Raw genomic sequence first — 22457 nt, forward strand, 5'->3', positions numbered from 1 at the left:
CGGGCGGGGGCCCTCGGGGGTCACAGCGGTGTACCCGGGTACACCGCACCGTCGCGGCCCTTCCCGGCCCTGCCCGACCGTTCCCGCGTTCCCCGTGTTCCGAGGAGCCACACCATGAGCGACACCATGAGCGGCACCGCACAGATCGGCGTCACCGGACTCGCCGTCATGGGCCGCAACCTGGCCCGCAACCTCGCCCGCCACGGCTACACCGTCGCCGTGCACAACCGCACGGGCGCCAGGACGGAGGAGCTGGTGGAGGAGTTCGGCCGGGAGGGCGACTTCGTGCCCGCCGGGACGCCTCGGGAGTTCGTCGCCGCGCTGGAGCGGCCGCGCCGCGTGATCGTGATGGTCAGGGCAGGCGAGGCGACCGACGCCGTCATCGGGGAGTTCGCACCGCTGCTGGAGCCGGGCGACATCGTCGTCGACGGCGGCAACGCCCACTTCGCCGACACCCGCCGCCGCGAGGAGGCGCTGCGCGAGCGCGGCGTCCACTTCGTCGGCGCGGGCGTCTCCGGCGGCGAGGAGGGCGCCCTGCACGGGCCGAGCATCATGCCCGGCGGCTCGGACGAGGCGTACGCCGCGCTCGGCCCGCTGCTGGAGGACATCGCCGCGAAGGCGCCCGACGGCGCGCCCTGCACCGCGCACATCGGGCCCGACGGCGCCGGACACTTCGTGAAGATGGTGCACAACGGCATCGAGTACGCCGACATGCAGCTCATCGCCGAGGCGTACGACCTGCTGCGCACCGTCGCCGGGTACGGGCCGGCCCGTGTCGCCGAGGTCTTCCGCGCCTGGAACACCGGCCCCCTGGACTCCTACCTCGTCGAGATCACCGCCGAGGTGCTGGCCCACACCGACGCCTCCACCGGGCGCCCCTTCGTCGACGTCGTGGCCGACGCCGCCGAGCAGAAGGGCACCGGCCGCTGGACGGTGCAGACCGCCCTGGACCTGGGCGTTCCGGTATCCGGCATCGCCGAGGCGGTCTTCGCCCGCTCCCTGTCCGGGCACACCGGCCTGCGCCGCGCCGCCGCCGGCCTGCCGGGACCGCACCGGCCCCCGTTCGGCGAACGGGACGCCGCGCGCTTCGCCGAACGGGTCGAACAGGCCCTGTACGCCTCGAAGATCACCTCCTACGCCCAGGGCTGGAACATGATGCGGGCGGCGAGCGCGGAGTACGGCTGGGGCATCGACCTGGGAGCCGTGGCCGCCGTCTGGCGCGGCGGGTGCATCATCCGGGCCGCCTTCCTGGACCGGGTGCGCGCCGCGTACGCCGCGGATCCGGAGCTGCCCACACTGCTGGCCGACGCGGAGTTCGCCGAGGAGACCGGCCGGGCACAGGAGGCGTGGCGGGAGGTGGTGGCCACCGCCGTCCGGCACGGCGTCCCCGTGCCGGGCCTGTCGGCGGCGCTGGCCTCGTACGACGCCCTGCGCGCCGAGCGGCTGCCGGCCGCTCTCGTCCAGGCGCAGCGCGACTACTTCGGCGCCCACACCTACCGGCGAACCGACCGGCCCGGCTCGTACCACACCCTGTGGGGGCGGGACCGCTCCGAGGTCCGCACCGACGGCTGAGCCCGGCGGTCCGTCCGGCGGTCCGGTGGCCCGGCGTTCCCGTACGGCGAGGGCGCCGGGCCGCCCGCAGCATTGGTATGGACATGACCTCGGATCCCTTCTACGCTCTCCTGGACCAGACCTGAGAGCGCTCTCATGTCTCCACTGTCCGACCCCACCTCGACCTCACCAGGTAGAGCCGACAGAAGGAGAACAACCGTCATGCGACGCAGGATCGGCATGCGCGTGGGCCTGTCCGCGCTGCTCGCGCTGGGCGCCCTGACCGCCACGGGAAGCGGGCTCGCCTCCGCCTCGCCCGCCCCGGTGGAGCCCCGCGCCGGCGCACCGGCGCAGGAGCTGGTGGACGCCATGGAGCGCGACCTCGGGCTGACCGAGGGCCAGGCGCGGAAGCGGCTGCGGCAGGAGGCGGCGGCCATGGAGGCGGCCCCCGGGGCCGAGCGGGCCGCGGGCGCCGCCTTCGCCGGTTCCTGGTTCGACGCCCGCACCGGCGAACTCGTCGTCGGCGTGACCGCCCCCGGCAGAGCCGGCGCCGTACGGGCCGCGGGCGCCCGGGCGCGGGTGGTCGAGCACAGCGCGAAGGAACTGGACGCCGCCAAGGAGCGGATCGACGCCCGGGCCGAGCGTGAGGCCGCTCCCGAGGGTGTGAGCGGCTGGTACGTCGATCCCCGCGCCAACAGCGTGGTGGTCGAGCTCGTGGAGGGCGCCGGGGAGGACGCCGCCGTGCGCGGCTTCCTGGCCGCCGCGCGGAAGGCCGGCCCCGTCGAGGTCCGCGAGAGCACCGGCGGGGCGCCGCGCACCTTCGCCGCCGGCGTCGTCGGCGGCGACCCGTACTACACCGGCAACGCCCGCTGCTCCATCGGCTTCTCGGTGCACGGCGGCTTCGTCACCGCCGGGCACTGCGGGCCGGCCGGAGCGTCGGTGCGCGGCTGGGACGGCTCCCAGATGGGCACCTTCCAGGGCTCGTCCTTCCCCGGCAACGACTACGCCTTCGTGAGGACCGGCCACGGCTGGTGGACCGTCCCGGTGGTGCTGGGCTGGGGGACGGTGCCCGACGTCCTGGTGCGCGGCTCCGCCGAGGCCCCGGTCGGCGCCTCGATCTGCCGCTCCGGCTCCACGACCCGCTGGCACTGCGGCCGGGTGCTGGCGAAGAACGAGACGGTCAACTACAGCCAGGGTGCCGTCCACCAGATGACCAAGACCAGCGTCTGCGCCGAGCCCGGCGACTCCGGCGGCTCGTTCGTCAGCGGCGACCAGGCCCAGGGCGTGACCTCGGGCGGCTGGGGCAACTGCTCCGGCGGCGGTGAGACGTGGTTCCAGCCGGTCAACGAGATCCTGTCGGTGTACGGCCTGACGCTGCACACCGCCTGACACCCCCCTGTACGCCGCGCCCGGGGGTGCGCGGAGCAGAGGCCGCCCGGCCCGCGCCGGGCGGCCTCTCGTCGCCCCCGGGGGTCTTTTCCCCGGTCGCCTTCCCCCCGCCTTCCCCTCGTCTTCCCCGGTTCCCCGTGATGCCGGGCGGGGCCGCCGCCCGGGGCGGATCTGTGTTACGTTGGACCACGTTGCAGTTTTGGTACCCATGAACTTTGTGCGCGCCTGACGGTTTGTGACCTTCAGGCGCCTTTGTTTTTCCGGCTCTTCCGGCGGGGTCTCATTGCGGCGACAAGGAAGTCCGCACAGTGCGGACTTCCTGCACTGCGCCTATCTGGAGGAGAGAAAAGTATGGCTACTGGCACCGTCAAGTGGTTCAACGCGGAAAAGGGTTTCGGTTTCATCCAGCAGGACGGCGGCGGCGCCGACGTCTTCGCGCACTACTCGAACATCGCCACCCAGGGCTTCCGCGAGCTCCACGAGGGCCAGAAGGTCACCTTCGACGTCACCCAGGGCCAGAAGGGCCCGCAGGCGGAGAACATCCTCCCCGCCTGATCCCGCCGCGTTCGGCGAACGCGACGCGCAGCACCACCAGAAGCCGGGGCCCGCACCACAGGGTGCGGGCCCCGGCTCGTGCCGCCCTCCGGCCCGCGGCCGCGCCATCACCGCGCCGCACCGCCACTTCGCCGCACCGCCGTACGCCCCCGCCGGCCCGTTGGGCCGGCTTTCTCCGCGCAGCAGCGCGATCCGCTCTTTCACCGGCTCGTTCCCGCGACTCTCCGCCCGCTCACGCGCTGCGGAGCCTCCCCGGCACGCGCCGCCCCGAGGAAGGTCACACCCGCGTGAACCAGAATTCCGGAACCCGTTCCACCCGCTCCCCCCGTCCCGCCCGGCGCCGTCCCTCCCGTTCCCAGGCCCCCTCGCGGGTCCCCGCGCAGAAGGCGGCCCACGGCCGCGGGGGCGCCCCGCGCCGGGAGGAGCCCATGGCGCCGGCCGGCACGCCCGGCCTGCCCCCGGCCGCCTCGTTCGCCGAGCTGGACATGCCCGCCGCCCTGCTGGAGACCCTGGGGCGCGAGGGCGTCACCGCGCCGTTCCCGATCCAGGCGGCCACCCTGCCCGACTCGCTGGGCGGCCGCGACGTCCTGGGCCGCGGGCAGACCGGCTCGGGCAAGACCCTCGCCTTCGGTCTGGCCCTGCTCGCCCGCACGGCCGGGCACCGCGCCGAGCCGCGCCGCCCGCTGGCCCTGGTGCTCGTGCCCACCCGGGAACTGGCCCAGCAGGTCACCGACGCCCTCACCCCGTACGCGAAGGCCGTACGGCTGCGGACGGTCACGGTCGTGGGCGGCCTGTCCATCGGCCGCCAGGCCGCGGCGCTCAGGAGCGGCGCCGAGGTCGTCGTCGCGACCCCCGGGCGGCTGAGGGACCTGGTCGAGCGCGGCGACTGCCGGCTGGACGAGGTGCGGACCACCGTGCTGGACGAGGCCGACCAGATGGCCGACATGGGCTTCCTCCCGCAGGTCACCGCCCTGCTGGACCAGGTGCGCCCCGACGGCCAGCGGATGCTGTTCTCCGCCACCCTGGACCGCGACGTGGACCGGCTGGTGCGACGCTTCCTGTCCGACCCGGTGGTCCACTCCGTGGACCCCCCGGCGGGCGCCGTCACCACGATGGAGCACCACATCCTGCGGGTGAGCACCGACGACAAGAACGCCGTCGCCACGCGCATCGCCGCCCGCGACGGGCGCGTGATCATGTTCGTGCACACCAAGCGCGCCGTGGACCGGCTGGTCAGGAGACTGCTGGCCAGCGGGGTGCGGGCCGGCGCACTGCACGGGGGCAAGTCCCAGAACCAGCGCAACCGCACGCTGGAGCAGTTCAAGGACGGGCAGGCCACGGTCCTGGTGGCCACCAACGTCGCCGCCCGCGGCATCCACGTCGACAACCTCGACCTGGTCGTCAACGTCGATCCGCCCGCCGACCACAAGGACTACCTGCACCGCGGCGGCCGCACCGCACGGGCCGGCGAGTCCGGCAGCGTCGTGACCCTGGTCACCCCCGAGCAGCGCCGCGAGGTCGACCGGATGGTGGCCGCCGCCGGTGTGTCGCCCCGGGTCACCCCGGTCCGCTCCACCGGTGAGGAACTCGTCCGGATCACCGGGGCGAAGGAGCCCTCCGGCGTTCCCGTGGTCATCGCCGCACCGCCCGCCGAGCGGGCTCAGCGGCCCCAGCGGCCCCGCGGCGGCACGTCCGGCCGCGGCGGCGCCTCCGGCCGGGGCGGCGCGTCCGGCGCCTCCCGCGGGCACCGGGGACGCCAGGGGCGCGGCCGGCGTGCGCCGGGCGCGGCGAGCAGCGCCTCCTCCTGACCCGCTCCCGGCCGCCGGGCCACCCGGCCGGCCGTACGGACGGGCCGCCGTGCATGCCGTGCGGACCGCCGGGGTACCCCGGTGCCCCGCACGGCACACAGTCCGTACGGCCTGTATCGAGGAGGCACCCTATGGCGAAGATCAACAACCCGATCGAGCTGCAGAAGGCCCTGGGCGGCGTGGACTACCCCGCCGACCGTGAGTCCCTGGTGAAGAACGCCAAGGAGAAGGGCGCCAAGAAAGAGGTCATCGATGAGCTCTCGTCCCTGAAGAAGGACCGTTTCGACGGGCCGGACGATGTGAGCAAGGCCGTCTTCGGCAAGGGCTGAGCCGAGCCCCACCCGTACGACAACCCTCCGGGGCGCGGCCGCCGAGCGGCCGCGCCCCGGAGGCGTGTGCGGTGCCCGTACGGTACGGGTCCGCATGGCGGTACGGCTAACTCCGCCCGCCCTCGCCGTTCTCGCCGGTGAGGTCCTCGCGGTCCACACCGGCCTCGTTCATGGCGTCCTCGAGCTGCCGCCCGACGTTCCCCCGGTCCTTGTTGGCCTCCTCGGCCCGGCGGGCGGACTCCTGGCCCTGCTCGTCGAAGACGACCTGGTCGGTCTTCTCGGTCTTCGGCCGGTTCTCCTCGGGAGTGGTCATGACGGCCTCCTCGGCTCCGTGGCGTCTGCGGTCGTCTGCGACCGCCCGTGATCTCCTGTGCAGGAGGACGCCGTACCCGTTCGCGGACGGCGCATGCGCGTCCGCGTCCGCATCGGCCGCCGCCGCGTGCTCCGCCCGCCGGTGTCCGCACCGGTTCAGGCGGTCGCCGCGCGGTCGCCGTGCTTGAAGACCTGGCGGTCGTGCCACTCCACGGAGGCGGGGTCGAGCGGCGGCCGTCCGGGGCGGGGCCTGGCCAGCGGGGCGCCGTCGAGTTCCCCGACGGCGCGGCCCGCCCGGCTGCGGGCGGTGTAGCGGGGGGAGACGCGGATGCGCAGGTCCGGGGTGAGGCCGAGCGCACCCAGGTCGAACAGCGCGTGGTGCAGGGCGCACAGCGCCAGGCCGTTGGAGGGCTCGTCCGGGCCGTCCTGGCTGTGCCACCGCACGTGGGCGGCCTCCAGCCCGACCGGGTTGCGGCCCAGCGCCCCGTCGTAGCCGCACATCGCGCAGGCGCGGGCGTACGCGTGCAGCACCTGCTCGGCGAAGTCCGGCCGGCGCGGGCGGCTCCCTCGCACCCGGAGGGTGAGCGCGGCCTCCTCCACGGCCGTCGGGTTCAGTCCGGCGTCGGCGCGGATCGCGGGTTCGAGCGCGGGTGTGAAGTGGAGGTCCAGCAGGAGCCGGGCGGCGGAGGCCAGGGCGCCGGGGTCGGCCAGGAGGCGCTCGACGGGCGCGCGCAGCCTTCCGGTCGCGCCCCGGGCGCGCAGCCAGGAGCCGCGCTCGAGGGCGGAGGGGGGTATCGGCCGGCCGTCGGCGTCCCGCGGGTCCCACAGGGTGCGCTCCAGGTGCACGAACGGCATCGCGGCGCGGTCGGCGGACCGCGCCGGAGGGCCGTAGTCGTCGATCATGCGGCCGACCGGCTCCTCCGCCTCGTCGTAGGCCACCGCCGTGCTGCCGGTGGCCGTGAAGCGGCCCAGCAGCCACAGCAGCAGGAGCGGCTTGTGCGGTGCGCGCCGCCCTCCGACGGTGGCCCGTCTCAACCCCGCCAGTGCGGACAGCAGTTCGTCCCTCGTCGTCACGTCCCTCGTCACGGCGGTCACGGTGCCATGCCCGGCGGGGCCGCCGCTCGTCAGGCCTCTTCGGGCGAGGAGCCGCCGCGGGATGTCCACGGGACGGTCGGCTGGAGCACGGCCTCGGTCAGCGCGCGGGTGCGCAGGGCGGTGACCTGCTGGTACTCGGGGTCGGCGACCATGCGGCAGAACGCCTCCCGGCTGGGGTAGCGGACGAGCAGCACCGCGTCCCACTCCTGCCCGTCCTCGGCGACCAGGGCCGTGGAGCCGTCGCCGGCGTAGAGCACCTCGGCGCCGTAGCGATCCAGGAAGCGGTCCGCCAGGTGCCGTGCGTACTCCGCGTACGAGGCCCGGCCGTCCGGGGCGAAGCGCAGCAGGTTGAGCATGACGACCGGGCCTCCGGGGTCCTCGGCCAGCATCCGCTTGAGGTCGGCTCCGGTGGGGTCGATGGCCATGGAGGCCTCCTTGCCGCTGTGTCGGTGTGTGCTGCCACCCGCCGCCGACGGCGGGGGTCGGCAGGAGCTTAGACGCCCCGCCGCCCGTTGCATACCGTCTGGTCGGTCAGTGTTGGGGGCGGCGTTGGGGGCGGTGATGTTCACCGGTACGGCCGAGCCTGTCCGGGACGCCGGGGGGTAGGCCCATGTGCGCACTCAGACGGACGGGCCCCCGTCCCCGTCCTCCCTCCCCACCCCCTCGGCGGCAGGAGAAGCCCCTTGTCCTCCACACTGTCCCCCAGACCGTCTCCCGGCCCCTCCTCAGGCCCGCCCTCCGGTCCGTCCCCCCGTACGACCCGGCGCGGCTTCCTGGGGCTGACCGGCGCCGCCGCAGCGGCCGCGGCCGGCGCGGCGGCGCTTCCGCCCCTGGGCGCCTTCGGCGCCGGTGCCGCGGCCGGCGAGCACCGGCTCCCGGCGGTCACCCACCCCTACCACCCGGCCGCCCTCTACCCCGAGGACGCCGACGACGACGCCCCCGGCGAGCCCCTCAACGCCGGTGTGGAGTGCTGCCGGGAGGGGGTGGACGCCTGATGGCCGTCTTCGTCCCCCGCTCGGAATGGGGCGCCCGCGCCCCCACCAACCGGCCCTCCGACATCGCGCCGGGGAACGGCGGCACCACCGTCCACCACGTCGGCGGCACCCGTACCGCCCGCTCCGACCACGGCGAGTGCGCCGGCCAGGTGCGCGGCATCCAGAGCCACCACATGGACGGCAACGGCTGGGCCGACATCGCCTACACCTATCTGGTGTGCGTCCACGGCCGTGTCTTCGAGGGCCGGGGGCCCTGGGTACGGACCGCCGCCAACGGCACCGGCCCCGGCAACCGGAACTGGTACGCGGTGTGCGCGCTCACCGGCGGCTCCTCCTCCGACTACGACCCCGTCACCGAGCAGCTCCTGGACGCCTTCCGCTGGTCGATCGCCAACCTGCGCGACATCGGCGGCGCGGGCCGCGGGATCAACCGGCACGGCGACCACCTGCCGACGTCCTGCCCGGGCAGGCTCTCCTCCTATGTGAGCAACGGCTCGCTGGAGCCCGCCTCCGGTCCCCCCGCCTGGCCCGGCGTCTACCTCAGCCATCCGCCGGCCACCGAGCACCCCGCCGTGGGGCTGTGGCAGCGGCGGATGCGCGAGCGCGGCTGGTCCCCCGGCACGGACGGGCGGTACGACGCGCGGTCCAAGGAGGTGTGCGAGCGCTTCCAGGCACGGCACGGCCTGGCGGTCGACGGCGTCGTCGGCCCGGAGACCTGGGAGGCCTGCTTCGGCTGACCCTCCGCCCTCCCGGCCGCCCGCCTCCCGAGGCGCCTCCTTCCCGGGAAGGGACCGGGTGGCCCGTTCGGCCCTGGGCCGGAGGGAGGCGTCCGGGGAAGGCTTGCGGGCAACGTGTTCCCCGGGGGGTGCGGCATCCCGCGCCCCCGCCGGCCCCGCACGGCCGGCCGGGCACGTACACGCGCACGCAGGACGGCGCAGGACGAGGGAGGAAACGGTGGAGCAGACGGTGGAGGGCACGGCCGGAAGGGCCGGGGAGGCGGTGGACGTCGTCGCCTACGGAGTCGTCGCCGACGAACGGCCCCTGCTGGAGAAGGCGTTCGACGGGCGGCACCGCCTGCGCTGCCTGGACCTGGTCCTGGACCGGGACACCGCCGCGACGGCCGCCGGATGCGCGGTGGTGTGCAGCAGCGTCAACGACGTGCTGGACGAGGAGGTCCTGGCCGTCCTGGCGAAAGGCGGCACCAGGCTGGTCACCCAGCGCGCCACCGGCTACAACAACATCGATCTGAACGCCGCCCGGAAGCTGGGCCTGTCGGTGGCGCGCGTGTCGCACTACTCCCCCCACTCGGTGGCCGAGTTCGCCTGGGCCCTGGCCCTGGCGGTCAACCGCCGGGTGCCCCGCGCGGTGACCCGCACCCGCGACTTCGACTTCCGGCTCAACGGCCTGATGGGGCGGGACTTCCACGGGCGCACCGCCGGGATCCTGGGCACCGGGAAGATCGGCGCGGCCTTCGCCCGCATCGCGGCGGGCTTCGGCATGCGCCTGCTCGGCTCCGACGTCGCGGAGAACCCCGAGTGCCTGGCCCTGGGCATGGAGTACGTCGACCGCGACCGGCTGTTCACCGAGTCCGACCTGATCAGCCTTCACCTGCCGCTGCTGCCCGACACCTACCACGTGGTCGACGGCGACGCCCTGCGCAGGATGAAGGACGACGCGATCCTGATCAACACCAGCCGGGGCGGTCTGATGGACGCCCACGCCCTGGTGGAGACCCTGCGCGAGGGCCGTCTGGACGGGGTGGGGCTGGACGTGTACGAGGAGGAGGCCGGGGTCTTCTTCTTCGACCGCTCGCTGGACGTGATGACCGACGACACCCTCGCCCGGCTGATGACCTTCCGCAACGTCCTGGTCAGCTCGCACCAGGCGTACTTCACTCATGACGCGGTGGGGCAGATCGTCCAGGCCACCGCCCGCAACGTCGAGGACCACCTGGCCGGGCGCACGGGCGAGAACGTCCTGGTGCCCCCGCCCGCCCCGCGCTGACCGTACGGGTGCGGGGCCTCAGCCCCGTGTGCGCCGCCCGGCGCCCGCCGGGCCGCCCGGGGCGGCGGGGCCCCAGGACGCGGCCGCGCCTCCTGCCGCGCCGCGCGTGAAGCGGCTCTCGAACCGGGCCGCGGCGAACCCGGCCGCGGCGACGGCCGCGACGGCCGCCAGGGCGGACGGGCCCAGCGGTTCGGTGCGGAGCACCTCCTCCAGGAAGGGCACCACGACGGTGGCCGCGCCCAGCGCAACCGCGGCCAGCACCGCCGCCGGCAGGAAGGGGTTCTCCCGCGTCAGCAGCCGCTCCCGCAGGCCCAGCACGACGCCGAGCTGGGCCGCCAGCAGGGCCAGGAACAGCGTGGTCTGCCACGGCTGCCCGGCGGCGCGCGCCCACAGCGCCGCCGCCAGGGAGGCGGCCGTCACCAGCGCGGCCAGCCGCAGGATCCGCAGCCACAGCCCGTCGCCGAGGACATGCTCGCCGGAGGGGCGCGGAGGGCGGTGCATGGCGTTCGGGGAGACCGGTTCGGCTCCCATGGCCACGCCCGTCAGACCGTGGGTGAGCAGGTTGATCCACAGGATCTGGCCCGCCCGCAGCGGCACCGTCAGACCGAGGAAGGGGCCGATGAGCATCACCAGGATCTCCGCCGCTCCCCCGGCCATGCCGTAGAGCAGGAAGCGGCGGATGTTGTCGTAGACCCGGCGTCCCTCCTCCACCGCCGCGACCACCGTGCGCAGTTCGTCGTCGGTGAGCACCAGGTCGGCGGCCTGCCGGGCGACCTCGGTGCCCCGCCGCCCCATCGCCACCCCGATGTCGGCCTGCCGCAGCGCCGGCCCGTCGTTGACGCCGTCCCCGGTCATGGCCGTCACCGCGCCGCGCGCCCGCCATGCCTGGACGATGTCCACCTTCTGCTGCGGGTCGGTGCGGGCGAACACCCGCACCGTGGACGGGTCGGCGACCCGTCCGGCGGCCAGTGCGCGGCCGGTGACCACCTCGGGCGGCTCGGTGGGCGCGGCCCCGTCGGTTCCGGTCGGGCCCGGGCCCCGGTCGAGGATGCCGAGCCGGGCGGCGATCGCGCGGGCGGTGGCCGGGTGGTCCCCGGTGATCATCACGGGGGTGATGCCCGCCTCCCGGCAGGCGGCGACGGTGGCCCCGGCCACCTCCTTGGGCGGATCGCTCAGCGCCGCCAGCCCCAGCAGCCGCAGCCCGCTCTCGGCCTCCTCCCAGCGGCCGGGCGTCCCGTCGAGCGGGCCCGACGCCACGGCCAGGACGCGGTAGCCCTCGGCCGACAGCGCGGCGGCCTCCCGGTGGGCGCGCTCCAGCCGCGGGGGCGTCTCGTCCAGGAGCGAGGCGTTCAGGACCGCCTCGGGGGCGCCCTTGAGGCACACCAGGCGCCCGCCGGAGGGCTCCCGGTGGACGGTGGTCATGCGCTTGCGCAGGCTGTCGAAGGGCACCTCGCCGATCCGGGGGTGCTCCCGCAGCACCTCGGCACGGTCCAGGCCGGCCTTGGACGCCGCGGCCAGCAGCGCCGCCTCGGTGGGGTCGCCGAGCGCGGTCCAGCGCTCCTCGTCGTCGTGCGGGGGGCGCAGCGCGGCGTCGTTGCACAGCGCGGCGGCGGTCAGCAGGGCCCGTACGGCCCGTGCCGCCGCGGGGGCGGGCGGCACGTCGCCTCTGCCACCGGCACCGCTGCCGCTGCCGCCGTCGGACAGCATCTCGCCGGCCGGCTCGTATCCGCCGCCGGTGAGGCGGACGGTGCCCTCGGGGGTCCACACCCGCTCCACGACCATCCGCCCCTCGGTGAGGGTGCCGGTCTTGTCGGTGGCCAGCACGGTGACCGAGCCGAGGGTCTCCACCGCGGGCAGCCGCCGCACCAGCGCGTTGCGGGCGGCCATCCGCCGGGCGCCGAGTGCCAGGGCGAGGGTGACGACGGCGGGCAGGGACTCCGGGACGGCGGCCACGGCCAGACTGATCGCGGTGACGGTCATCGTCTCCAGCGACTGGCCGCGGGCCAGGCCCATCAGCAGCACCAGCAGGCACAGGGCCACCGTGACCGCAGCGAGCACCCGGCCCAGGCCCGCCAGGCGGCGCTGGAGCGGGGTGGGTTCGCGGCGGGGGCGCAGCAGGGCGGCGATGCGGCCCAGCGCGCTGTCCGCCCCGGTGGCGGTGACGCGGGCCACCGCCCGGCCGCGTACGACGACGGTGCCCGCCCGCAGGGCGCAGGCCTCCGGCCCGTCGGCCCGCGCGTCCTTGTCCACGGGCACGGACTCGCCGGTCAGCGCGGACTCGTCCACCGACAGGACCCAGGAGTGCAGCAGCCGCGCGTCCGCCGGGACGATGTCCCCCTCGCCGAGCAGGAGCACGTCGCCGGGCACCACCTCGGCCGAGGGCACCTCCCGCTCGGCGCCGCCGCGCACCACCCGGGCCACGGGGGCGGACATGGCGGTCAGTGCCGCGATCGCGTTGTCGGCGCGCACTTCCTGGACCACTCCCACGCCCGTGTTGGCGACGATCACCAGGGCGATGACGGCCGTGTCGCCGTGGTCCCCGGTCAGCAGCGTCAGCACCACCGCGCCGAGCAGGACCAGGATCAGCGGGTCGCGCAGCTGTGCGGCCACCCGCGACCACAGCGGCGTGCCCGGGGGCCGCCCCACCTCGTTGCGCCCCCGTTCCGCCAGCCGCCGGGCGGCCTCCTGCTCGGTGAGGCCGTCCGGGCGCGCGGCGGGAATGGTGGGCGGGTCCTGCATGGTCTGCTCCGGTTCGTCACGGTGGCTGCCGGGCTGTACGGGCGTGCCGGGGGGTGGGCGCGGATGGTGCGGTGGTGCGGCGTGGGCACGGTGCGCGACGGCGCCCCTCCCGGCGCACGGGCCGGCAGGGGCGCCGGAAGCCCCGGCCGGTACCCGTGTGGTCCGCACGCCATGCCGCGGACGGCCCGGGCCGGTACGGGACCGGTACAGGCCGGACCGGCACGGTCGGATCAGTACAGGGAGGCGGGCCAGGTCAGCGTCACGGCCAGGACGACGCCCGCGTCCAGCACGATGCCCAGCAGCAGCCACGGGTTGAACCAGACCACCTTCAGCACCAGTCCGCCCGCCGCCGCCACCACGGCCGCCGGGGGCCACCAGCCGGCGTCCGCCAGCAGGGCCACGCCCGCGACGGCGTACAGCAGGCCCGTGACCGCGGCCAGGGCCGTCGCCGCCGCCCTGGAGGTCTCCTCGGTCACATGGGCCGCGGCGAGCACCCAGGAGTGGCCGGGGGCGAAGGGGGGCGGGTTGTCGGGGTCCGGAGGCGTCACCCAGACCCTGAAGTGCACCAGGGCGTGCGCGAGGAGGAAGACCACCACCAGCGCCCTGATCACGGCGACCGCTCCGGCGCCGGCCCTCGCTCCGAGCCGCCCTTGTCCAGCCGGAAGGGCGGGTAGGCGTCCGTCATCAGGGCCGCGTAGGCCGTCACCCGCAGCACCCAGCGGTTGAGCCCGGTGATCAGGTCGAACAGCTCCCCGGGGTAGGTGCGGGTGAAGGCCTTGGCGATGATCGCGATGAACGCCAGGACGGTGATGAGCCCCGCGGACCAGAACCACTGCTCCTCCGTACCGCCTCCGGCGCCACCGCCGCCGACGAAGAAGCCGACCACGATGTAGTGCGGGATCGCCAGGAGCCACCACTTGACCAGTACCAGGCCGCGCGAGAGCCGCTCGGGGTAGCCGATGTCCAGCCGCGCCGGGTAGTCCGGTTCCCGGCCCAGGCTGAAGGGCGGGTAGCGGTCGGTGGCGAACGCGGCGGTCGAGTAGAAGCCCACGCGCCAGCTCCAGCGCAGCACGCCGACGTTGAAGTCGAACAGCGGCCTGGGATAGCGCGCGGTGAACAGGATCGCGAAGAACGCGATCACGGTCACCACGAAGAACGCGATCCACAGGAAGAACAGCACGACGAAGTGCGGGATCAGCAGGATCCACTTCACCAGCCACAGCCATCTCGACAGCGGTTCGTCCAGCTCCGCCTCCACCGTCACGGGCCGGTGGGCCCCGGTTTCCGCCGTGGGGAACACGGTGATCAGCTCCTTCGTTCTGTGGTGTCCGCGGGTGCTCAGGGACTGTCGGGGGCCGGGTGCAGGGAGCCCGCGACGGTGTCGGCGAAGGCGTCGATCGCCTCCCAGTCGCGGTAGTCGCCGTAGCGCAGGCCCATCGCCCGGAAGACCGCGCGTCCGGCGCCGGGCAGGTGCTCCGGTGCGACGACCCCGGAGAACATGGCGTGGTCGCGGGGGGAGAGGTCGGCCAGGACCTCCTCGGTCACCTTCGGCTCCTCCTTGGGCGCCATGGGTTTCCACGGGCCGCGCAGGGCCGCGGGCATGCCGACGCTGAAGATCCACACCGGCCGGCCGGCCAGCAGCCCCCGGTGGGTGTGGACGAATCCGGTGGCCTCCGGCAGCCAGGCCATCCCGTGGACGGCGCTGCCCAGCACGTAGGCGTCGTAGCCGCCCGCGTCGCCGACCGCGTCCAGGGAAGCGGTCTCGGCCTCGACGCCCCGCTCGGCCAGCCGGGCGGCGATGCGCTCGGCGATCTCGCGGGTGGAGCCGTGGGCGCTGGCGTATCCCACCAGTACGGTCATGTCGTTTCCTCCTCGCCGCGGTCCCCTTCGTGGCCCCCTCCGTGTCCTCCGCGTCCGCCACCGAGCGGGACCGGCACCACCAGCACCGGGCAGCGGGCGTGGTGGAGCAGGGAGTGCACCACCGGGCCCAGCCGCATCGCCAGCCGGCCGCGCCGCCGGTGGACGGCGACCACCACCACGTCCGCCGCCTCGCTGGCCTCGACCAGCGCATGGGCGGCGCCGCCGTTGACGGCCCTGACCTCCGCGCGCACCTGCGGGTAGCGGCCGCGGAACGGGGCCAACGCCCCTTCGGCCGCCGCCGCCTCGGCGCGCGCGACCCGGGCGATGTCCTCGCGCCGCGGGCTGGTGGGCACCAGCGGCTCCCCGGGCGGGGCGAGGTGCCGGTAGACCCAGGCGTGCAGCGCCACCAGGCGCGCCCCCCGGGCGGCGGCCTCGCGGAAGGCCAGGCCGACCGCGTCGGCGTCGGCGTCGCTCTCCACGCCCAGCAGTACGGTGCCGTGGGGGACGCGGTTGTGCTCCGGCGGCAGGTCGCCGCGCACCACCAGCAGCGGCCCGGCGGTGTGCGCGGCGACGCGCAGGCCCACCGACCCCAGCAGCAGGCCCGTGAAACCGCCCAGCCCGCGGGAGCCGACCACGGTCAGGCCGGCCAGGTGGCTCAGGCGCACCAGGGCGTCCGGGGCTTCCTCGTCCACGGCCGATGCCACCACCTCCAGCCCCGGGGCCAGGCGCCGGGCGTGTTCGGCGGACGACTCCGCCAGCGCCTGGGCGTCCCCGCGGGAGGGGGTGTGCGCGGCGGGTTCCGCCCCGGTCTGCGGGAGCGCGGCCCAGGGGCGGCCGTGCACGACCTCCAGCGGCACCCCGCGGCGCCGCGCCTCCGCCGCCGCCTGCTCCAGCGCCAGTTCGGCGTGCCGGGAGCCGTCCACTCCGACGGCCACATGGCCCCGGGGCCGGGCTGGGTTGGCCTCCATCGTCGCTCCTCCCGCTCCGCCGCACGCGGCGGGCGTTTCGCCCGCCGTCCTCCACCCTTACCGGAAAAATCCTTTTCCGCCTGGGATCGGCCGCCCTTCCGGTGGACCGGGCGGCCCCGGGCGCCGCCCGTCCGCCCGGGGCCCCTAAGGCCGTCAGGCGGTCGTCGACCGCGCGCGGCCGGGGCCCAGGGCCGCACGGGCCGCCTCCAGCCGGGCGACCGGCACCCGGAAGGGGGAGCAGGAGACGTAGTCCAGACCCACCTGGTGGAAGAAGTGCACGGACTCGGGGTCCCCGCCGTGCTCGCCGCACACCCCCACCTTCAGACCCGGCCGGGCGGCCCGGCCCTCCTCGACCGCGATCCGCACCAGCCGGCCCACCCCCTGCAGGTCGAGCGTCTCGAACGGCGAGTCCTGGAGGATGCCCCGCTCCAGGTAGTCGGAGAAGAACGACGCCTCCACGTCGTCGCGGGACAGCCCCCAGGTGGTCTGGGTCAGGTCGTTGGTGCCCAGGGAGAAGAAGTCGGCCTCGGCCGCGATCCGGTCCGCGGTCAGCGCCGCCCTGGGCAGCTCGATCATCGTGCCGACCGGGCAGGTGACCTCCACCCCCGCCTCCCGGGAGACCTCGGCCAGTACGGCGTCCACCTCGTCGCGCACCAGCCGCAGTTCGTCGGAGGTGTCCACCAGCGGCACCATGATCTCCACCCGCGGGTCGCCGCCGGCGCGCAGCCGCCGTGCCACGGCCTCGCCCACCGCCCGCACCTGCAGGGCGATCAGCCCCGGCACCACCAGGCCCAGCCGCACACCGCGCAGCCCCAGCATCGGGTTGTGCTCGTGCATGCGCTCCACCGCGCTCAGCAGCCGCACGTCGTGCGGGTCGGGCTCGCCCCCGGCCGCCTCGGCGGACGCCACCCGCACCGCCAGTTCGGTGTGGTCGGGCAGGAACTCGTGCAGCGGCGGGTCCAGCAGGCGGATGGTGACCGGCAGGCCGTCCATGGCCTCCAGCATGGCGGTGAAGTCCTCGCGCTGCGGCGGCAGCAGCGCCGCCAGCGCCTTCTCGCGCTCGCTGTCGTCCTCGGCCAGGATCATCGCCTCCACCAGGCGCCGCCGCTCCCCCAGGAACATGTGCTCGGTGCGGCACAGGCCGATGCCCCGCGCGCCGAAGCGGCGGGCCCGCTCGGCGTCCTCGGGCGTGTCGGCGTTGGCCCGCACGCCCAGGCGGCGCGTGGCGTCGGCGTGCTCCATCAGCCGGGCGACCGCGTCGACCACGCCCGGCTGCCGCTCCCCCGTCTCGAAGTACCGCATCACCGGGGAGCCCACCAGGGGCAGCTCGCCCAGGTAGACGGCGCCGGCCGACCCGTCCACGGAGACCGTCTCGCCCTCGGCGACCACCGTGCCGTCCACGGTGAAGCGGCGCGCGGCGACGTCGATCTCGACGGCCTCGGCGCCGCACACGCACACCCGGCCCATGCCCCGGGCCACCACGGCCGCATGGCTGGTCTTGCCTCCCCGGCTGGTCAGCACCGCCTGGGCGGCCACCATGCCGGGCAGGTCGTCGGGCGTGGTCTCGCCGCGCACCAGCACCACCTTCTCGCCGGCCGCGGCCCGGCGGGCGGCCTCGGCGGAGTCGAAGACCACCGCCCCGGAGGCCGCGCCGGGGGACGCCGGCACCCCGTGGGCCAGCGGCTCACCGGCTCCGGCGGTGTCGAAGCGCGGGAACATCAGCCGGGCGAGCTGCTCGCCGCCGACCCGGTCCAGGGCCTCGTCCCAGTCGATCGTCCCCTCGTCCGCCAGCTGGGCGGCGATGCGGAAGGCGGCCTCGGCGGTGCGCTTGCCCACCCGGGTCTGCAGCATCCACAGCCTGCCGCGCTCGATGGTGAACTCGATGTCGCACAGATCCCGGTAGTGCCGCTCCAGCCTCTCCATGTACTCGCACAGCTGCGCGTAGCACTCGGGGTGCAGACGCTCCAGCTCGGCCAGCGGCACGGTGTTGCGCGCCCCGGAGACCACGTCCTCGCCCTGGGCGTCGGCCAGGTAGTCGCCGTAGACGCCCTGGAGCCCGGTGGCCGGGTCGCGGGTGAAGGCCACACCGGTGCCGGAGTCGGGACCGAGGTTGCCGAAGACCATCGTCTGGACGTTGACGGCCGTGCCCAGGTCCTCGGGGATGTGCTCGCGGCGGCGGTAGACACGGGCGCGCTCGGTGTTCCAGGAGGAGAACACCGCGCGCACCGAGCGCCGCAGCTGCTCGGCCGGGTCCTGCGGGAACTCCTCGCCCGTCCGCTCGCGCACGATGCGGCGGAAGTCCTCCACCAGCAGCCGCCGCTGCCCCGGGTCGGGGCGGCGGGCCAGCGCCCCGGCGAACAGCGCCCCGTCGATCCCCATCACCGTGGTGCCGAACATCTGGATCAGCCGCCGGTAGGAGTCCCAGGCGAAGTCCTCGTGCCCGGAGGTCCGGGCCAGCCCGTGCACGGAGGCGTCGTTCAGCCCGATGTCGAGGATCGTCTCCATCATCCCCGGCATGGAGTGGCGGGCGCCGGAGCGCACCGACAGCAGCAGCGGATCGTCCGGGTCGCCCAGCCTCCGGCCGGCGGCCCGCTCCAGCACCGCCAGGTGCTCGGCCAGCTCCCGCTCCAGCCCCTCGGGCTCGGAACCGGTGGCCAGATAGGCCCGGCACGCCTGGGTGGTGACGGTGAAACCGGGCGGCACGGGCAGGCCGATGCGGGTCATCTCGGCGAGGTTGGCGCCCTTGCCCCCGAGCAGGTCTGCCTGCTCCCGGCCGCCCTCGGTGAAGTCCTGGACGTAGCGGACCATGGTCACGGTCTCCTCAGCGGTTCGGCGCCCGTGCGGGCCTGCGCCCGGCGGCGGAGCACCTCGGTCGGACGGGTTCGCGGCCCCGGTGCGGCCGGGCAGGCCCGGCCGCACCGGATACGGCTCAGTCGTGCGGTACGACGGCCACCGGCGCCGGCGAGTGGTGCATCAGGGCGTGGGTGACCGGCCCGGTGTGGAAACCCAGCCGGGCGCGGCGGTTGCGGCGCCCCACGACCAGCAGGGAGGCGTTCTCGGCGGCCTCCAGCAGGTGGTGGGCGGCCCTGCCGACCACGGCCTGCGGCCTCACCTCCACCTCCGGGTGCCTCTCCCGCCAGGGGGCCAGCACACGGGTCAGGGCGTCGGCCTTCTCCTCGGCCAGGTCGTCGATCAGATGGGGGTTCACGGCCACCGGGTTGATCCCGTACACCGGCGGCGGGTCCCAGCCGTGGACGACCGTCAGCGGCACCCCGCGCCGGGCGGCGGCGTCGAAGGCGAACTCCAGCAGCTCCTCGCGCGGCCTGGACAGGTCCAGTCCCACCACGACGTCACCGGTGTCCTGCTCGGCCGTCCCGGCCCGCACCAGCACCACCGGGCACTCCACGTGCGCCACGGTGGACAGCGCCACCGAGCCCACCAGGAAACCCGTCAGCGTCCCGCGGCCCCGCGACCCGAGGACCAGCAGCTCCGCCTCGCCCACCGAGTCCCTGATCACCTCGGCCGGACGGCCGGCCAGCCGCTCCACGGCGACCTCCAGCGGCGGGTGCTTGCGGGCCAGGTCGGCCGCCGTCTCGTCCGGCAGCGCCTCCCACCGCTCCCGCGCCTCCGGGTCCATCCCGGACAGCACCTTCGGGTGGGAGTCGTTCTCCTCCACGTGCACGAGCCGCAGCGGCAGCGTGCGGCGCAGCGCCTCGCGGGCCGCCCACTCGGCAGCGGCCAGGCTCTCGCGCGAACCGTCCAGGCCCACGGTGACGGTGCGGGTCATGGTGTGTACCTCCAAGCCTTCCGGGTGGAGCGGCCGTCCGCTCCACCTCCAGGCTGCGGCCGGGTACCCGCCACCGCGAGGGGACACAGGTCCCTACGGGTGGGACCGACCGGCCTGCCCGGCCGTCCCGCCCCGCCCGGCCGGGGCCGAACGGCCCCCCGCCGCACCCCTGCCGGCCCTGGGAGCGACCCCGCTCCCGTACGACGCTGGGAAGCGAGGCAGAAGGAGAGGGGACCGGCCATGACGGGCACCACGGGCACGACGGACATAACGGGAACAGCGGACACCGCGGGCGCCGTACGCCCCGTACGGCCGGCCCACGCGCTGCTGGCCGACGGCCGGACCGTGGAGATCCGCCCCGCCCGCCCCGAGGACCGCACCGGTGTCGACGGGCTGTACGAGCGGATGTCGCCCGAGAACCTGCGCCTGCGGTTCTTCGGCTCCGGCCGCGAACTGGGCCGGCAGGCCGCCCGCCGCGTCTGCGGACCGCCCCGCCCCGGCAGCCTGGCCCTGCTGGCCCTCCACGAGGGGCGGCCCGTGGGGATCGCCGAGTACGAGGGCGAGGACGGCACGGGCGGCACCGCGGAGGTCGCGCTGGCGGTGACCGACGAGTTCCACCACCGCGGCGTGGGCACCCTGCTGCTCGAACACCTGGTCCACGCCGCCCGCGCCGCCGGCGTCACCGCCTTCACCGCCGGGGCCCTGGCCGACAACCACGCCGTGCAGAAGGTCTTCGCCGACCTCGGGCTGCGCACCACCCGCCAATACGACGGCGGCGAGGTGCGCTGGACCATCCGGCTGGACCCCGACGAGCACTACCTGACCGCCGTCGACGAGCGCGCCCGCACCGCCGACGCCGCCAGCCTCCGCCCGCTGCTGCGCCCCCGCTCCCTCGTCGTGGTCGGCGCCGGCGGGCCGGAGGGGGCGGCGGGCCGCGCCGTCCTGCGCGGCCTGCGCCGCGCGGGCTTCACCGGCCGCCTGCTGGCCGTAGCCCCCGGTGCCCGGTCCGTCGAGGGCGTCTCCGCCCACCCCTCGGTGACCGCCCTTCCCAAGGCACCCGAGCTGGCCGTGCTGACCCTCCCCGCCCACGAGGTGCCCGAGACCGCCGAGCAGTGCGGCAAGACGGGGGTGCGCGCCCTGGCCGTCCTCGGCCCCCGCCTCGACGCCGGGCAGGGCGCCGCCCTGCTGGCCGCCTGCCGCCGCCACGGCATGCGCCTGCTCGGCCCCCACTCGCTGGGCGCCGCCAACACCGAGGACGACATCCGCCTGGCGGCCGTCCTCACCCCCGCGCTCCCGGCCGTCGGCACCGGCGGCACCGCCGGGGTGGCCGTGCAGTCCGGCGGGGTCGGCGCCGCCCTGCTGGGCGGGCTGGCCCGCCTGGGCATCGGCGTCTCCACCTTCGCCTCCCTGGGCGACAAGTACGACGTCAGCGGCAACGACATGCTCCGGTGGTGGGAGGGCGACGGCCGCACCGACCTGGCCCTGCTCCACCTGGAGTCCTTTGGCAACCCGCGCGCCTTCTCCCGCACCGCCCGCCGCGTCTCCCGCCGCATGCCCGTGCTCACCGTCGACGCCGGGCGCTCCGAGGCCGGCCGCCGCGCCGCCGCGGCGCACACCGCCGCCGCGTCCGCCCCCGCCATGACCCGCCGCGCCCTGTTCGCCCAGGCCGGGGTGATCGCCACCCACGGCATCGGCGAACTCCTGGACACCGCGGCCCTGCTCCACTCCCAGCCCCTGCCCACCGGCACCCGCGTCGCCGTGGTCTCCAACGCCGGCGGCGCCGGGGTCCTGGCCGCCGACGCCTGCGCCGAGGCCGGGCTGGTCCTCCCCCGGCTGCCCGACTCCCTCACCGCCGACCTGCTCGGCGCCCCTCCCGCCCGCGCCTCCACCGCGAACCCCGTCGACACGGACGGCAGCGGCGGGCCGCGGCCGGCCGAGTGCGTGGGAAGGCTGGCCGAGTACGGGGGCGTGGACGCCGTCCTGGCCGTCCTGGTGCCCACCGCCCCGGCCGACGGCGACGGCAGCGACAGCGACAGCGACAGCGACGACGGTGGCGGTGGCGGCAGGCACGGGGACGGCGGGGCGGTGGGCGAGGCCCGGGTCCGCGAACTGCTGCGCACCGCCTCCGCCCACCCCTCCCGCACCATCGTCGCCGTCCTGCCCGGCCAGGCCGAACGCGTCCGCCTGCTCCGCTCGGACGACGGCACCGCCCTCCCGGCGTACGCCGAACCCCAGGACGCCGCACGCGCCCTGGCCCACGCCGCCGAACGGACCCGCTGGCTGGGCCGCCCGCCCGGCGAGGTCCCCGAACTGTCCGGCGTGGACACCGCGGCCGCCCGCGCCCTGGTCGGCGCCTTCCTCGCCGACCACCCCTCGGGCGGCCTGCTCGACCCCCGCGACTGCGCCCGCCTCCTGGACCACTACGGCATCCCACGCCTGCCCCAGCTCTGGGCCGAGGACGAGGACGCCGCCGCCGAGGCCGCCGCCCGCCTGGCCGGGCGGCGCGGCGAGCGCGTCGCCCTCAAGGCCCACTGGCCCGGCCTGCACCACCGGAGCGAGGAGGACGCCGTGGCACTCGACCTCGGGGACGAGGACCGCGTACGGGCCGCCTGGCGGGACCTGTCCGCCCGCCTGGACGGCGCCATGACCGGCGCGCTCGTCCAGCCCATGGCACGGCGCGGCACCGAACTGGTCGCCGGCGTCGTCCAGGACGAGGTCTTCGGCCCCCTGGTCCTCTTCGGACCGGGCGGCACCGCCGCCGAGGTCCTGGCCGACCACGCCGCCCGGCTCGCCCCGCTCACCGACCGGGACGTCCGCGACCTGCTCACCGCACCCCGCTGCGCCCCCCTGCTGCTCGGGCGCCGCGGCGGCGAACCGGTGGACCTGGAGGCCCTGGAGCAGATCCTGCTGCGCCTGTCGCGGATGGCCTGCGACCTTCCCGAACTCGCCGGGGCCGACCTCAACCCGGTCCTGGCCCGGCCCGACGGCGCCACCGCCGTCGACGCCCGCGTGCGCCTGCTGCCCAGGCGCGCCCACGACCCCCACCTGCGCCGGCTGCGCTGACA

19 protein-coding genes are annotated in these 22457 nt (G+C 75.7%); 9 read left to right on the forward strand and 10 right to left on the reverse strand.

All coding sequences use genetic code 11. The features are described 5' to 3' along the window. Nucleotides 1–126 precede the first annotated feature (126 nt). The 5 genes from gndA (at nt 127) to BMY40_RS06975 (ending at nt 5632) form a co-directional block, all read left to right on the forward strand. Complete coding sequence (gene gndA, locus BMY40_RS06955) at nt 127–1572, forward strand: NADP-dependent phosphogluconate dehydrogenase (RefSeq protein WP_093656830.1); 1446 nt, start codon at nt 127–129, stop codon at nt 1570–1572. A gap of 201 nt (nt 1573–1773) precedes the next feature. After that, on the forward strand, nt 1774–2940 hold the full coding sequence (locus tag BMY40_RS06960) for a S1 family peptidase (RefSeq protein WP_093656522.1): 1167 nt from the start codon (nt 1774–1776) through the stop codon (nt 2938–2940). 351 nt (nt 2941–3291) lie between these two features. Beyond that, nucleotides 3292–3495, forward strand: coding sequence for a cold-shock protein (locus BMY40_RS06965; RefSeq protein WP_093656524.1), 204 nt, complete (start codon nt 3292–3294; stop codon nt 3493–3495). A gap of 287 nt (nt 3496–3782) precedes the next feature. Then, complete coding sequence (locus tag BMY40_RS06970) at nt 3783–5303, forward strand: DEAD/DEAH box helicase (RefSeq protein WP_425443080.1); 1521 nt, start codon at nt 3783–3785, stop codon at nt 5301–5303. 131 nt (nt 5304–5434) lie between these two features. Further along, nucleotides 5435–5632 (forward strand): DUF2795 domain-containing protein, encoded by a 198-nt coding sequence (locus tag BMY40_RS06975; protein WP_093656528.1) that lies wholly within the window; start codon nt 5435–5437, stop codon nt 5630–5632. A 106-nt stretch (nt 5633–5738) separates the two neighbouring features. On the opposite strand, the gene BMY40_RS06980 is transcribed toward BMY40_RS06975, so the two are convergent. The 3 genes from BMY40_RS06980 to BMY40_RS06990 form a co-directional block, all read right to left on the reverse strand. Further along, nucleotides 5739–5945, reverse strand: coding sequence for a hypothetical protein (locus BMY40_RS06980; protein ID WP_093656530.1), 207 nt, complete (start codon nt 5943–5945; stop codon nt 5739–5741). Nucleotides 5946–6100: 155 nt separating this feature from the next. Beyond that, complete coding sequence (locus BMY40_RS06985; RefSeq protein ID WP_093656832.1) at nt 6101–7018, reverse strand: phosphorothioated DNA-binding restriction endonuclease; 918 nt, start codon at nt 7016–7018, stop codon at nt 6101–6103. A 50-nt stretch (nt 7019–7068) separates the two neighbouring features. After that, the gene (locus tag BMY40_RS06990; RefSeq protein WP_093656532.1) at nt 7069–7464 is read right to left on the reverse strand and encodes a DUF1330 domain-containing protein; all 396 of its coding nucleotides are present in this window, start codon (nt 7462–7464) and stop codon (nt 7069–7071) included. 258 nt (nt 7465–7722) lie between these two features. On the opposite strand from BMY40_RS06990, the gene BMY40_RS06995 reads away from it, so the two are divergent. From BMY40_RS06995 to BMY40_RS07005, 3 genes are all read left to right on the forward strand, one after another. Beyond that, entirely contained in the window at nt 7723–8034 is a 312-nt protein-coding gene (locus BMY40_RS06995) for a hypothetical protein (protein WP_093656534.1), read from the forward strand. Then, the gene (locus BMY40_RS07000; protein ID WP_093656536.1) at nt 8034–8771 is read left to right on the forward strand and encodes a peptidoglycan recognition protein family protein; all 738 of its coding nucleotides are present in this window, start codon (nt 8034–8036) and stop codon (nt 8769–8771) included. The genes BMY40_RS06995 and BMY40_RS07000 overlap by 1 nt, the downstream gene beginning before the upstream one ends. Before the next feature lie 262 nt (nt 8772–9033). Next, the gene (locus BMY40_RS07005) at nt 9034–10038 is read left to right on the forward strand and encodes a 2-hydroxyacid dehydrogenase (RefSeq protein WP_093656834.1); all 1005 of its coding nucleotides are present in this window, start codon (nt 9034–9036) and stop codon (nt 10036–10038) included. An 18-nt stretch (nt 10039–10056) separates the two neighbouring features. Here BMY40_RS07005 and BMY40_RS07010 read toward each other — a convergent pair whose 3' ends face one another. From BMY40_RS07010 to BMY40_RS07040, 7 genes are all read right to left on the reverse strand, one after another. Then, a complete protein-coding gene (locus BMY40_RS07010; protein ID WP_093656538.1) occupies nt 10057–12777 on the reverse strand; it encodes a cation-translocating P-type ATPase in 2721 nt (906 codons plus the stop codon). A 230-nt stretch (nt 12778–13007) separates the two neighbouring features. Further along, nucleotides 13008–13388 (reverse strand): hypothetical protein, encoded by a 381-nt coding sequence (locus BMY40_RS07015; RefSeq protein WP_093656540.1) that lies wholly within the window; start codon nt 13386–13388, stop codon nt 13008–13010. Next, nucleotides 13385–14077, reverse strand: a complete 693-nt coding sequence (locus BMY40_RS07020) for a DUF4389 domain-containing protein (protein WP_218158237.1) — start codon at nt 14075–14077, stop codon at nt 13385–13387. Before BMY40_RS07020 ends, BMY40_RS07015 begins: the two co-directional genes overlap by 4 nt. A 38-nt stretch (nt 14078–14115) precedes the next feature. Then, the gene (locus tag BMY40_RS07025; protein ID WP_093656542.1) at nt 14116–14637 is read right to left on the reverse strand and encodes a flavodoxin domain-containing protein; all 522 of its coding nucleotides are present in this window, start codon (nt 14635–14637) and stop codon (nt 14116–14118) included. Continuing rightward, entirely contained in the window at nt 14634–15605 is a 972-nt protein-coding gene (locus BMY40_RS07030) for a universal stress protein (protein ID WP_245769905.1), read from the reverse strand. The genes BMY40_RS07025 and BMY40_RS07030 overlap by 4 nt, the downstream gene beginning before the upstream one ends. A 153-nt stretch (nt 15606–15758) precedes the next feature. Next, nucleotides 15759–18413, reverse strand: coding sequence for a pyruvate, phosphate dikinase (ppdK, locus tag BMY40_RS07035; RefSeq protein ID WP_093656544.1), 2655 nt, complete (start codon nt 18411–18413; stop codon nt 15759–15761). 121 nt (nt 18414–18534) lie between these two features. Continuing rightward, nucleotides 18535–19392 (reverse strand): universal stress protein, encoded by an 858-nt coding sequence (locus BMY40_RS07040; protein WP_093656546.1) that lies wholly within the window; start codon nt 19390–19392, stop codon nt 18535–18537. Between the two features lie 240 nt (nt 19393–19632). Between BMY40_RS07040 and BMY40_RS07045 the strand changes: the two genes are divergently transcribed. Further along, entirely contained in the window at nt 19633–22455 is a 2823-nt protein-coding gene (locus BMY40_RS07045; RefSeq protein ID WP_093656548.1) for a bifunctional acetate--CoA ligase family protein/GNAT family N-acetyltransferase, read from the forward strand. Nucleotides 22456–22457: the final 2 nt, after the last annotated feature.

It is taken from the genome of Streptomyces radiopugnans, assembly GCF_900110735.1.
In the GTDB taxonomy this organism is placed as follows: domain Bacteria; phylum Actinomycetota; class Actinomycetes; order Streptomycetales; family Streptomycetaceae; genus Streptomyces; species Streptomyces radiopugnans.